Genomic DNA, 12998 nt, shown 5'->3' with positions numbered 1-12998 from the left:
CCGGGCCTGGAACCGGGCGGCCGGGCGCCTCCTCGCCAAACTCCTCGGGGAATTCGCGTACGAACAGATCATCGAGCCGCTGCCCGTCCCCGGCGCCGCCGACGGCCGGTACGCCCTCACGCTCGACAATGGCGAAACGTTCACCTTCCGCGCCACCCGCGGTGCCTACGGCGACTGGCGCGTCGAGGCGAACTCCGTCGAGTACCGCGACCAGCCCTTCACCGACCCGCTCTGCTTCCTGCCGCTCGCCAGAGGGCTGCTCGGACTCGACGGCGAGACCCTCGGCCATCTCGTCCGCGAACTCACCACGACGCTCGCCGCCGACGCCAGACTCGACCACACGGCCCTCACCGCCGCGCGCCTCGCCGACCTCGACTACGCCGACCTCGAAGGGCACCAGACCGGGCACCCCTGGATCGTCCTCAACAAGGGCCGCGTCGGCTTCTCCGCCACCGACACCGCGCGCTGGGCACCCGAGGCCCGTACCCCGGCCCGGCTCCCGTGGATCGCGGTCAGCACCAGCCTCGCCACCTACCGGGGCGTCTCCACGCTGCGCTCGCCCGACCTGCTCTACGGCCGCGAACTCGACACCGCCGTCCGGGAGCGCTTCGACTCCGTCCTCCGGGACCGCGGCCTCGATCCCGCCACCTATCTGTATCTCCCCGTGCACCCCTGGCAGTGGGAGGAGGTCCTGCTCCCTCTCTACGCGCCCGCCATAGCCGGGGGAGCGATCGTCCCGCTTCCCACCGACGGTGATCTGCGGCTCCCGCAGCAGTCCATCCGTACCTTCCTGAACATCGCACGTCCCGACCGGCACACGGTCAAGCTGCCTCTGTCCATCCTCAACACCCTCGTCTGGCGCGGACTGCCCACCGAGCGCACGCTCGCGGCCCCCGCCGTCACCGCCTGGGTCCACGGCATACGGGACGCCGACGCCTTCCTGCGCGACGAATGCGGTGTCATCCTGCTCGGCGAAGTCGCCTCCGTGGCGGTCGAACACCCGCTCTACGACCACCTCCCCGAGGTTCCGTACCAGTACAAGGAACTGCTCGGCGCGATCTGGCGCGAGTCCCTCCAGACCCGGCTCGCCCCCGGTGAACGCGCCCGTACGCTCGCCTCCCTCATCCATACGGATCCCCAGGGCAGAGCGTTCACCGCCGAACTCGTCGCCCGTTCCGGTCTGCCGCCCGCCCGCTGGCTCCAGCGGCTCTTCGCGGCGCTGCTGCCGCCGCTGCTGCACTTCCTCTACCGCTACGGGACGGTCTTCTCGCCGCACGGGGAGAACGCCATCGTCGTCTTCGACGACCAGGACGTCCCGGTACGGCTGGCGATCAAGGACTTCGTCGACGACGTGAACATCAGCGCCCAGCCGCTGCCCGAGCACGACGCGATGCCGGCGGAGGTGAGGGACGTCCTCCTCACCGAGGAGCCGTCCTTCCTCATCCAGTTCATCCATTCAGGGCTCTTCGTCGGTGTCTTCCGCTATCTCGCACCGCTGTGCGAGGACCAACTCGGGCTGCCGGAGGAGGAGTTCTGGTCCCTCGTACGGGCGGAGATCCTGCGCCACCAGGCCCGCTTCCCGGAACTGCGCCGGCGCTTCGAGACATTCGACCTGCTCACACCCCGTATCGAGCGTCTCTGCCTGAACCGGAACCGGCTCCATCTCGACGGTTACCGTGACCGTGCCCAGCGACCGCACGCCGCGGTGCACGGCACGGTTCCCAATCCGCTGGCGGCCCGGAGACAGGACGAGTGATCGCTGTTGTCAGTGGCGCCCCGTAGGGTGGTCGGGCTATGACGAAGCCATCACTCCCCGAGCTCCTCCACGCCGCCGTCAGCTCCGTCGGCGGCGTGGAAAGGCCTGGCCAGGTCACCATGGCCGAGGCCGTCGCCGAAGCCATCGACGCCCCGTCCCATCTGCTCATCCAGGCCGGCACCGGCACCGGCAAGTCGCTGGGCTATCTCGTGCCCGCGCTGGCACACGGCGAGCGGGTGGTGGTGGCCACGGCCACCCTGGCGTTGCAGCGCCAGCTGGTGGAGCGCGACCTTCCGCGTACGGTCGACGCGCTGCATCCGCTGCTGCGCAGACGTCCGGAGTTCGCCATGCTCAAGGGCCGTTCCAACTATCTCTGTCTGCACCGGCTGCACGAAGGGGTGCCGCAGGACGAGGAGGACGGCCTCTTCGATCAGTTCGAGGCGGCGGCGCCCAGCAGCAAGCTGGGCCAGGACCTGCTGCGGATGCGGGACTGGGCGGACGAGACCGAGACGGGCGACCGCGACGATCTGACGCCCGGTGTCTCGGACCGTGCCTGGTCCCAGGTCTCCGTCTCGTCCAGGGAGTGCCTGGGCGCCACGAAATGTGCCTACGGCATGGAGTGCTTCGCCGAGCAGGCGCGTGAGCGCGCCAAGCTCGCCGAGGTCGTCGTCACCAACCACGCGCTCCTCGCGATCGACGCCATCGAGGGCGCGCCGGTGCTGCCCGAGCACGAGGTGCTGATCGTCGACGAGGCCCATGAGCTGGTCTCCCGGGTCACCGGAGTCGCCACGGGCGAGCTGACCCCGGGGCAGGTGCATCGCGCGGTGCGCCGCTCGGCGAAGCTGGTGAACGAGAAGGTGGCGGACGCCCTCCAGACGGCGGCCGAGACCTTCGAGCGGCTGATGGAGCTGGCCCTCCCCGGGCGGCTCGAAGAGATCCCGGAGGATCTCGGCTATGCCCTGATGGCCCTGCGCGACGCCGCCCGTACGGTCATCTCGGCGCTGGGCTCGACGCGCGACAAGTCCTTGCAGGACGAGGACGTCGTACGGAAGCAGGCGCTGGCGTCCGTCGAGTCCGTGCACGCGGTGGCGGAGCGGATCGCCAACGGCTCCGAGTACGACGTCGTCTGGTACGAGCGGCACGACCGGTTCGGTGCCTCCCTCCGGGTCGCGCCGCTCTCTGTGTCGGGACTGCTGCGGGAGAAGCTCTTCGCCGACCGCTCCGTCGTCCTGACCTCCGCCACTCTCAAGCTCGGCGGTGACTTCAACGGGGTGGGCGCCTCGCTCGGCCTCGCGCCGGAAGGTACGGAGGGGGACGACATCGCGCAGTGGAAGGGCATCGATGTCGGCTCGCCGTTCGACTACCGCAAGCAGGGCATCCTCTATGTCGCGCGCCATCTCGCCACCCCGGGACGGGAGGGCTCGCGCGGCGACATGATGGATGAGCTGGCGGAGCTGGTGGAGGCGGCGGGCGGCCGTACGCTCGGGCTCTTCTCCTCGATGCGGGCCGCCCAGGCCGCGGCGGAGGAGCTGCGCGGCAGGATGGATGTGCCGATTCTGCTCCAGGGCGAGGAGACGCTCGGAGAGCTGATCAAGGCGTTCGCCGCCGATCCCCGTACCTGTCTCTTCGGCACCCTCTCGCTGTGGCAGGGCGTCGATGTGCCGGGGCCCAGCTCTCAGCTCGTGGTGATGGACCGCATTCCCTTCCCGCGCCCCGACGATCCGCTGATGAGCGCGCGCCAGAAGGCGGTGGAGGAAGCCGGCGGCAATGGGTTCATGGCGGTGGCCGCGACGCATGCCGCCCTGCTCATGGCCCAGGGTGCCGGACGGCTTGTACGGGCGACCGGGGACCGCGGTGTAGTGGCCGTGCTCGATCCGAGGCTGGCCAACGCCCGGTACGGCAGTTTTCTGCGCGCCTCACTGCCCGATTTCTGGTACACCACGGACGGTCAGCAGGTACGGCGATCTCTCGCGGCGATCGATGCCGTGGCCCAGGCCGCCGGAAAGTAGCCCCCGTACGGCACCGGGGCCTGCCCGCTCGTTGCGCGTGTGAAGCAGGCCCCAGGACCGGCGCAGGGGGTCCCGGGGCCCGGTCGGAGCCGGTGGAGTCGTCACACCCGGCGCAGGACCGCGACCACCTTGCCGAGGATCGTCGCCTCGTCACCGGGGATCGGCTGGTACGCCGCGTTGTGCGGGAGCAGCCAGACATGGCCGTCCTCGCGGCGGAAGCGCTTGACCGTGGCCTCGCCGTCCAGCATCGCGGCGACGATGTCACCGTTCTCCGCGACCGGCTGGCGGCGGACCGTCACCCAGTCGCCGTCACAGATCGCCGCCTCGATCATCGAGTCGCCGACGACCTTGAGGACGAACAGCTCCCCGTCCCCGACCAGTTGGCGGGGGAGCGGGAAGACGTCCTCGACCGACTCCTCGGCGAGGATCGGTCCGCCCGCGGCGATCCGGCCGACCAGCGGGACGTAGGACGCGGCGGGCTTGCCGGTCGTGTCCGTCTGCTGGGTGCTCGGCTGGTCCGATCCGCGCACCTCGTACGCCCTGGGCCGGTGCGGGTCGCGGCGCAGAAAGCCCTTGCGCTCCAGAGCCATGAGCTGATGGGCGACCGACGAGGTGCTGGAGAGGCCGACGGCCTGGCCGATCTCGCGCATCGAGGGCGGATAGCCACGCCGCTGGACGGAGTCGCGGATGACCTCGATGACCCTCCGCTGCCGGTCCGTGAGACCGGAGCTGTCCGCCCTGATTCCTGGAGGCCGGCCGGGCAGTGACCGGGTGGGCTTGGGCCCCTCCGGATTCATGATCGCGTCATTCATGGCATGCACCGGCTCGAGTCGGCTCTGGGAGCGGTCCTGGGCAGTGATGGTGGCACTGTCTGCGGTGGTGGTCACGTCGGGCCCCTCTCGAAATGTTCTCCCTAGCTGGACAACGGTAGTAGCTTTCGAAAGGTTGCGCCAAACACACGTTCGAGTGAAAAATCGCAGAGTGCCTGTCGTAAGTCTTGGGCTGGGTGTATGGGCCACGTCTGTGGCTGTATGCGGCCTGTCGTCACGGTACCGTTCGCGGCCGTGCCGCAGTGGCCCGGGGCGCGGTTCCAGTCTTCCACCGGGCGGGCCGGAACCGGGGCCGCCGCGCCCTTCCCGTACCCTCGTGGCCGGTCCGCGGGGCTCCCCGGGAGCCGCCCCCGGATACGACACGCGCCAGGGCCTAGGATGCGGTCAAACCCCAGATCTAGTGGTTGGATTGTCGCGGCCACCCAGAAGTTGTGGTCCCCAGTCTCGGTCGGCCGAGGCCATCGCCTATGCTGGGGGTTGCTTCGAGGGGTTGTTTCCGGGCCCTGACGGGGCTGTTCAGTCACGCCGTGAAGGAGGGTTGGGAGCCATGCACTGTCCCTTCTGCAGGCACCCCGACAGCCGTGTCGTCGACAGTCGCACCACCGACGACGGGACGTCGATCCGGCGCCGTCGGCAGTGCCCCGACTGCTCCCGCCGTTTCACCACGGTGGAGACCGCCTCACTGATGGTGATCAAGCGCAGCGGTGTGACCGAGCCCTTCAGCCGTACCAAGGTCATCTCCGGCGTGCGCAAGGCGTGCCAGGGGCGGCCGGTCACCGAGGACGCCCTCGCCCAGCTCGGCCAGCGGGTCGAGGAAGCGGTGCGTGCCACCGGAAGCGCCGAGCTGACCACCCACGACGTGGGGCTGGCCATACTCGGCCCACTGCAGGAGCTCGACCTCGTCGCGTACCTGCGCTTCGCATCCGTGTACCGGGCGTTCGACTCGCTCGAGGACTTCGAGGCCGCCATCGCGGAACTGCGCGAGCGGCCTCCCGCAGACAAGTGCGGCGCCGACGGGACCCACGAGGTCCTCGTGCCCGCCACCGCCGCGGACTGACCGGCCGGCTCCGTCCGGCCGCTCCGCGGCAACCAGGACCTGTCACGGGCGCCCCGCGCGCGCCCGAGGCATGTGGACACAGACCCCGTGCCACGGGAAGAGCATGGCACTTCAGGGCGTTTTTGTACGTATATGGGAGGCGGCATGACAGAGACGACGAGCGGCCCGGCACGAGGTTCCCGAACCAAGGGGACCAAGGCCGGCAAGGGGCTGCGTATCGAGCGGATCCACACGACACCCGGCGTGCATCCGTACGACGAGGTGGTCTGGGAGCGCCGTGATGTCGTCATGACCAATTGGCGCGACGGCTCGGTCAATTTCGAGCAGCGTGGCGTCGAGTTCCCCGACTTCTGGTCGCTGAACGCGGTCAACATCGTCACCAGCAAGTACTTCCGCGGGGCCGTCGGCACCCCGCAGCGCGAGACCGGTCTGAGGCAGCTCGTCGACCGGATCGTGAAGACGTACCGCAAGGCCGGCGAGGACCACCAGTACTTCGCCTCGCCCGCCGACGCCGAGATCTTCGAGCACGAGCTGGCGTACGCCCTCCTGCACCAGGTCTTCAGCTTCAACTCGCCGGTGTGGTTCAACGTCGGCACCCCGCAGCCGCAGCAGGTCTCGGCCTGCTTCATCCTCTCCGTCGACGACTCCATGGACTCGATCCTGGACTGGTACAAGGAAGAGGGGATGATCTTCAAGGGAGGCTCGGGCGCCGGTCTGAACCTCTCCAGGATCCGTTCCTCCAAGGAACTGCTCTCCTCCGGCGGCAACGCCTCGGGCCCGGTCTCCTTCATGCGCGGCGCCGACGCGTCCGCGGGAACGATCAAGTCCGGTGGTGCCACGCGCCGCGCGGCCAAGATGGTCATCCTCGATGTCGACCACCCCGACATCGAGGACTTCATCCAGACCAAGGTCAAGGAGGAGGAGAAGATCCGTGCCCTGCGGGACGCGGGCTTCGACATGGACCTGGGCGGCGACGACATCACGTCCGTCCAGTACCAGAACGCCAACAACTCGGTCCGTGTGAACGACGAGTTCATGAAGGCCGTCGAGAACGGCGAGAAGTTCGGGCTGCGCGCCCGGATGACCGGTGATGTCATCGAAGAGGTCGAGGCCAAGGAGCTCTTCCGCAAGATGGCGGAGGCGGCATGGGCCTGCGCCGACCCGGGCATCCAGTACGACGACACGATCAACCGCTGGCACACCTGCCCCGAGTCCGGCCGGATCAACGGCTCGAACCCGTGCAGCGAGTACATGCACCTGGACAACACCTCGTGCAATCTCGCGTCCCTGAACCTGATGAAGTTCCTCAAGGACGACGGCAAGGGCAGCCAGTCCTTCGAGTCCGAGCGCTTCGCCAAGGTCGTCGAGCTGGTCATCACCGCGATGGACATCTCCATCTGCTTCGCGGACTTCCCCACGCAGAAGATCGGTGAGAACACCCGGGCCTTCCGCCAGCTCGGCATCGGCTACGCCAACCTCGGCGCCCTGCTGATGGCCACGGGCCACGCGTACGACTCCGACGGCGGCCGGTCCCTGGCCGGCGCCATCACCTCGCTGATGACGGGCACCTCCTACCGGCGCTCCGCCGAGCTGGCCGCGGTCGTCGGTCCGTACGACGGCTACGCCCGTAACGCCGAGCCGCACAAGCGCGTCATGCGGCAGCACTCCGACGCCAACGCCACGGCCGTCCGTATCGACGATCTGGACACCCCGATCTGGGCCGCCGCCACGGAGGCCTGGCAGGACGTCCTCCGTCTCGGCGAGAGGAACGGCTTCCGCAACGCCCAGGCCTCGGTCATCGCGCCCACCGGCACCATCGGTCTCGCGATGTCCTGCGACACCACCGGGCTGGAGCCCGACCTCGCCCTGGTCAAGTTCAAGAAGCTGGTCGGCGGCGGCTCGATGCAGATCGTCAACGGCACGGTGCCGCAGGCGCTGCGCCGCCTCGGCTATCAGCCGGAGCAGATCGAGGCGGTCGTCGCCCATATCGCCGAGCACGGCAATGTGATCGACGCGCCCGGTCTGAAGACCGAGCACTACGAGGTGTTCGACTGCGCGATGGGCGAGCGCTCCATCTCCGCGATGGGCCATGTCCGCATGATGGCGGCCATCCAGCCGTGGATCAGCGGCGCGCTGTCCAAGACGGTGAACCTCCCGGAGAGCGCCACCGTCGAGGACGTCGAAGAGGTCTACTTCGAGGCGTGGAAGATGGGCGTCAAGGCGCTCGCGATCTACCGCGACAACTGCAAGGTCGGGCAGCCGCTCTCCGCGAAGAAGAAGGAGAAGGAGGTGGAGGGGAAGGTCGCGGCGAAGGCCGAGGACACCATCCGCCAGGCGGTGGAGAAGGTCATCGAGTACCGCCCGGTCCGTAAGCGTCTCCCCAAGGGCCGTCCCGGTCTCACCACCTCCTTCACGGTGGGCGGCGCCGAGGGCTACATGACCGCCAACTCCTACCCGGACGACGGTCTCGGCGAGGTCTTCCTCAAGATGTCCAAGCAGGGCTCCACCCTCGCGGGCATGATGGACGCCTTCTCGATCGCCGTCTCCGTCGGTCTTCAGTACGGTGTGCCGCTGGAGACCTATGTCTCCAAGTTCACCAATATGCGGTTCGAGCCGGCCGGTATGACGGACGACCCGGACGTACGGATGGCGCAGTCGATCGTCGACTACATCTTCCGCCGGCTCGCGCTGGACTTCCTGCCCTTCGAGACCCGCTCGGCCCTAGGGATCCACTCGGCCGAGGAGCGCCAGCGCCATCTCGACACCGGTTCGTACGAGCCGTCCCTTGACGACGAGACGCTGGACGCGGAAAGCCTCGTCCAGTCCGCCCCGCGCACGCCGGAGCCACTGAAGGCGGTCTCCGCGGCCGAGGTCGCCGGCCCGGCCGCGGTCCCGGCCCCCAAGGAGGCGCACACCTCGGCCGAACTGGTCGAGATGCAACTCGGCATCAGCGCCGACGCACCGCTCTGCTTCTCCTGCGGCACGAAGATGCAGCGGGCGGGCTCCTGCTACATCTGCGAGGGCTGCGGCTCCACGAGCGGCTGCAGCTGACACCGGTGGCACCGGGCGGGGGTGCCGGGTGTGACGTCCGACCGCGGACGTCACACCCGGGCGCCCGGCCCTCGGACCGGGCGCGCCGGCCGTCGGCGTAGTCCCGGCGATGATGGGTGAAGGGGATCGGCCAAGGACCGATCCCCTTTTGCCGTGCCGTCGGTGCCGTGCCGTCGGCACGGCACCGGTCCGGGCCGGTCCTGTCAGGCGGTGCCCATCAGGGCACCGAAGGACTGCGGGTCGGTGTCGAAGCCGCGGACCGCCGTGCGGAACTGCCACGCTCCCGAGGCGTCCCGGGTGAACTGCGCGACAGTCGCCCCGGTGGCGTCGGGGACACCCGTGAAGTCGTGCTTCGCCAGCTCGGTGTATCCCTCGAGAACACGGAGCTCGGGGCCGACTATGTCGGCGAACGTCCTGCGTCCATGGCGCTGTTGAATGACCACGCCCACCACCACGCGGTGATACGCGACCGCCAGCCGGTCCAGCTCCAGAGTCATCTCCTCGTCGGCGCCGAAGCCCTGGCCGGTCTGGCTCTCCCGGTCCAGAGTGATCGTGCCGTCCGGTGAGCGGCTTCCGAAGTGCACCAGATAGGCCGGCTTGTCGCTCGGGTCCTTCGAGGTGTAGGTCGCCGCGACGAGATCGAGATCGTGCGGAGGCGCGCCCAGGGGACTGGGGTCCCATTTGAGCGTGACCTCGATCTTAGTCACTCCTCTGTTGAGACTGCTCACCAGTCTTCCCCCTCTTCGCGACCGGGCCGGATCTCCGGGCCTCGCACGCAAGGCTAGACCGGGGCACCGACAACAGGCGGCGCGATCTGTCCAGTTGACGCCACGTTGGCCGATACTCGCCGAGCACCGTCTTCGTACCGCCGAACCGGTTACGGTGCACTCCGCCGGAGCGTGACCCGCGCCACGCTCCGCCCCCGTACGATGGCGCGGTGCTGGTCAAGTGGACGCGCTGCACCGTGGTCGACCGACGAGGTTTTGAACGCGGACAGCGGAAATGGGCGGGGTTGCTCGGCGAGCCGGGATTCCGGGGGCAGAGCGGGGGCTGGAGCCGGACGAAGCCGGGTGTGGCCCATGTCTTCGCGTTCTGGGAGAGCCGTGCGTTCTACGACTCCTTCATGGCGCGCTCCCATGACCGGCTGGCCACGGCGCAATCGGGGACATACCGAGACGTCCAGACCAAACTGTTTGATTATCGCTTCGATGTGAAGACCGGGTTCGAGCCACGCTTCACCGACGCGGACGTGGTCCGCGTCGCGCACTGCAAGGTCCACGAGGACCGCGTCGAGCACTTCGCGCTGATGCAGGAGAAGGTCTGGAATCCCGCGATGGCGGGATCGCCCGGAATGGTGCGCGGACTGTTCGGGGAGGCGCCGGGCCATGAGTTCATCGTGCTCTCGATGTGGCAGTCCGCGGCGGAGCACGGGAAGTACCGGGTCGAACGGGTGGAGCGGCTGACGCTGCGTGCGCAGACGGCGGCGGACGTGGCGGCGCTGGCCGGGGACGTCGTCGATCTCGAATCGACCTGGACGGTGTGACGCACCCCGCGCGCCCGGCACCGGCAGGCGTGCGCCGGTAGGCGTGCGCGGGCGGTCGTCCATCCCGTCGGCACGCCCCGGTCGGCGCCGCTTCCCGGCACCGCTCTAGGGTCGGGTCATGGCACGACCGAGGCGCATCGTCCTTGTCCGGCACGGAGAGTCGGAGGGCAACGCGGATGACACGGTGTACGAACGCGTGCCCGACCATGCCCTGAGACTCACCGAGAAGGGCCGGCGCCAGGCCGAGGAGACCGGTGCCCGGCTGCGCGAGATGTTCGGCCGGGAACAGGTCAGCGTCTATGTCTCGCCTTATCGACGCACGCATCAGACGTTCCAGTTCTTCGGTCTCGATCCGGAGCAGGTGCGGATAAGGGAGGAGCCGCGGCTGCGTGAGCAGGACTGGGGGAACTGGCAGGACCGGGAGGACGTACGCCTCCAGAAGAGCTACCGCGATACGTACGGGCACTTCTTCTACCGGTTCGCGCAGGGCGAGTCGGGCGCCGATGTGTACGACCGGGTCGGCGCCTTCCTGGAGTCCCTGTACCGGAGCTTCGAGGCGCCCGACTCGCCGGAGAACGTACTGCTGGTGACCCATGGGCTGACCATGCGGCTGTTCTGCATGCGGTGGTTCCACTGGTCGGTCGCGGAGTTCGAGTCGCTGTCGAACCCGGGCAACGCGGAGACACGGACGCTGCTGCTCGGCGCGGACGGCCGGTACACCCTGGACAGGCCGTTCGAACACTGGCGCATCCCGGAGCCGTACGGCCGCACCGGATAGCACCGGACAGCAGGACGCCGTAGCCGGCTGATCACTGCCGGCATGTGTTTGTCACGGTCCTGACACAGGGGCATCCGAGGACTCCGGGACGGCCTTGTCCACGTGGTTACTCTTTCCGCCACGCCGTCCGATGATCTTCGACGGGCGTGCCGACGAGACACCGGGTCGTACGCGCCACTCCGCCGCGCGGGACCCGGTCGGGAGGGGGTCCTGTGACAGATGCACCGTCCATACCCGCGCCGGCCGAGGAGCCGGAACCGGGACCGGGCCACGAGCCGAGGACGAGCGGCGAACAGAACGCCGGGCAGAGCGAGGGCAAAGCCGGCGGTGAGGCGAAAGCCGGCGGTGAGGCGAAAGCCGACCGTGAACGGGAAGCCGGGCCGGGCGAACGGAGAACCGGCGCCGGACAGCAGCCGCGGGGCGCGACACCGCCCGACTGGCAGCAGTGGCAGCCCCAGCGGCCCGAGCCGCCCCTGTGGATCACCGAGATCAGTCCCGTCACCCCGGCCCCGGTCAGCGCCGCCACACTCGTGTCGGTCCTGGCGACCGCCCTGCTCAGCGCCCTGATGCTGGGCGAAGGAGTCGGCCTGAATCTGATGATCGTGGCGGTCCCCGCGGCCCTCGCCGCCTACTTCGCCGCCCGGGAGGCCGGACGCCGGCCGCACCCCTGGACGCTGCTCTGGGCCCTCGGCGGCGCCGCACTGCTCGCCGTTCCCGCACTCAACGACGCCGGTCTGCCGGCCTTCCTGGCCATCGTCTCCGCTCCGGCGCTCGGTTCGCTGGCGCTGCACGGCTCCCGCACCTGGCCGGGTGTGGTGTTCGGCCCGTTCGGTCTGCTCGGTTCGATCGGCAGCGGCATGGCGTGGGGCCTGCGCGGTCTGCGCGAGCGCACCGGAGGATCGCGGAAACAGCTGATGCCGCTGATCCGCGGAGTCGTCGTCGCCGTGGTGCTGCTGGTCGTGTTCGGAGCGCTCTTCGCGGGCGCCGACGCGGCCTTCGCCGATCTGATCGGCGGTCTGACTCCCGAGATGTCGGCCGCCGACGGACCATGGCGCTTCCTGCTGTTCGTCGTCGGACTCCTCGGCGCTCTCGCCGCCGCGCACACCGCGGCGGCGCCCCTGCGCTGGGACCGGATCACCGTACGTCCCGGCCGGGCCCGCGGCAGGATGGAGTGGGCGCTTCCGCTGATCGTTCTCGATCTGCTCTTCGCGGCCTTCATCGCCGTCCAGCTCGCCGTGCTGTTCGGCGGCTACCACAAGGTCTTCGAGAAGACCGGACTGACTCGTTCCGAATATGCCCGCCAGGGCTTCTGGCAACTGCTCTGGGTCACGCTCCTCGTCCTTCTCGTCATCGGGCTGGCCCGCCGATGGGCCCCGCGCGACGGTGCCCGTGACGGCGTGCTGGTCCGGGCCGTGCTCGGTGTTCTCTGCGTTCTCACACTCGTCGTGACCGCCTCCGCGCTGCGCCGGATGGACCTCTACGTCGAGGAGTACGGACTGACGCGGCTGCGTGTCTCGGTGGCGGCGATGGAGCTGTGGCTCGCTCTGGTGCTCGTCCTGATCCTGGTGGCGGGCGCCGTGGGCGGACGGTGGCTGCCGCGCGCCGTCGCCGCCAGTGCCGGGGCGGCCGTGCTCGTTCTCGGGCTGCTCTCGCCGGACGCGCTCGTCGCGGAGAGCAACGTGGACCGGTACGAGCGCCTGCACAAGCTCGACGCCGGGTACTTCCAGGAGCTGTCCACCGATGCCGTACCGGCACTGGACCGGCTGCCCGAGCCGCTGCGCTCCTGCGCGCTCGCCGGGATCGCGGAGAATCTGTCCCGCTCGGACGCCGGGCCCTGGTACGCGACGAACCGGAGCGAGCGCAGGGCGCGCGACATCCTCGCGAAGCGGGAGGTCACCGACCCACCCGAGTGCCGGGGGAGGGGTGACTGGATCGAGTACCCCGGCGGGATCGACGTCGACGGACTGTGACGGT

At 69.3% G+C, this 12998-nt stretch carries 9 protein-coding genes; 7 read left to right on the top strand and 2 right to left on the bottom strand.

The genetic code is table 11. The annotated features are described in order from the left end of the window. On the top strand, nt 1-1756 hold a 1756-nt coding region (locus tag BFF77_RS10650; RefSeq protein ID WP_066946877.1), incomplete at its 5' end, for an IucA/IucC family protein. 38 nt (nt 1757-1794) lie between these two features. Next, nucleotides 1795-3765 carry an ATP-dependent DNA helicase gene (locus BFF77_RS10645; protein ID WP_066946874.1) on the top strand — a complete coding sequence of 657 codons (1971 nt, stop codon included), beginning with the start codon at nt 1795-1797 and terminating at the stop codon, nt 3763-3765. A 101-nt stretch (nt 3766-3866) separates the two neighbouring features. Here BFF77_RS10645 and lexA read toward each other — a convergent pair whose 3' ends face one another. Then, nucleotides 3867-4652, bottom strand: a complete 786-nt coding sequence (gene lexA / locus BFF77_RS10640; RefSeq protein WP_066946872.1) for a transcriptional repressor LexA — start codon at nt 4650-4652, stop codon at nt 3867-3869. Nucleotides 4653-5142: 490 nt separating this feature from the next. Here lexA and nrdR point away from each other — a divergent pair, with 490 nt between their 5' ends. Together nrdR and BFF77_RS10630 are read left to right on the top strand one after the other, a co-directional pair. Continuing rightward, entirely contained in the window at nt 5143-5652 is a 510-nt protein-coding gene (nrdR, locus tag BFF77_RS10635; protein ID WP_066946869.1) for a transcriptional regulator NrdR, read from the top strand. Nucleotides 5653-5796: 144 nt separating this feature from the next. Continuing rightward, nucleotides 5797-8703 carry a vitamin B12-dependent ribonucleotide reductase gene (locus tag BFF77_RS10630; protein WP_066946892.1) on the top strand — a complete coding sequence of 969 codons (2907 nt, stop codon included), beginning with the start codon at nt 5797-5799 and terminating at the stop codon, nt 8701-8703. A gap of 203 nt (nt 8704-8906) precedes the next feature. Here the strand turns inward: BFF77_RS10630 and BFF77_RS10625 are convergent, their stop codons facing one another. Beyond that, nucleotides 8907-9431 carry a TerD family protein gene (locus BFF77_RS10625; protein WP_066946866.1) on the bottom strand — a complete coding sequence of 175 codons (525 nt, stop codon included), beginning with the start codon at nt 9429-9431 and terminating at the stop codon, nt 8907-8909. Between the two features lie 209 nt (nt 9432-9640). Between BFF77_RS10625 and BFF77_RS10620 the strand changes: the two genes are divergently transcribed. The 3 genes from BFF77_RS10620 to BFF77_RS10610 all read left to right on the top strand — a co-directional run bounded on the left by BFF77_RS10620 (nt 9641) and on the right by BFF77_RS10610 (nt 12994). Continuing rightward, nucleotides 9641-10246, top strand: a complete 606-nt coding sequence (locus BFF77_RS10620) for a YdbC family protein (protein ID WP_066946864.1) — start codon at nt 9641-9643, stop codon at nt 10244-10246. Between the two features lie 118 nt (nt 10247-10364). Further along, a complete protein-coding gene (locus BFF77_RS10615; protein WP_066946861.1) occupies nt 10365-11024 on the top strand; it encodes a histidine phosphatase family protein in 660 nt (219 codons plus the stop codon). A gap of 212 nt (nt 11025-11236) precedes the next feature. Further along, the gene (locus BFF77_RS10610) at nt 11237-12994 is read left to right on the top strand and encodes a DUF4153 domain-containing protein (RefSeq protein WP_066946859.1); all 1758 of its coding nucleotides are present in this window, start codon (nt 11237-11239) and stop codon (nt 12992-12994) included. Nucleotides 12995-12998 lie beyond the last annotated feature (4 nt).

This window comes from Streptomyces lushanensis (genome assembly GCF_001700515.1).
GTDB lineage: Bacteria > Actinomycetota > Actinomycetes > Streptomycetales > Streptomycetaceae > Streptomyces > Streptomyces lushanensis.
This window is presented reverse-complemented; position numbering and strand designations above follow the sequence as displayed.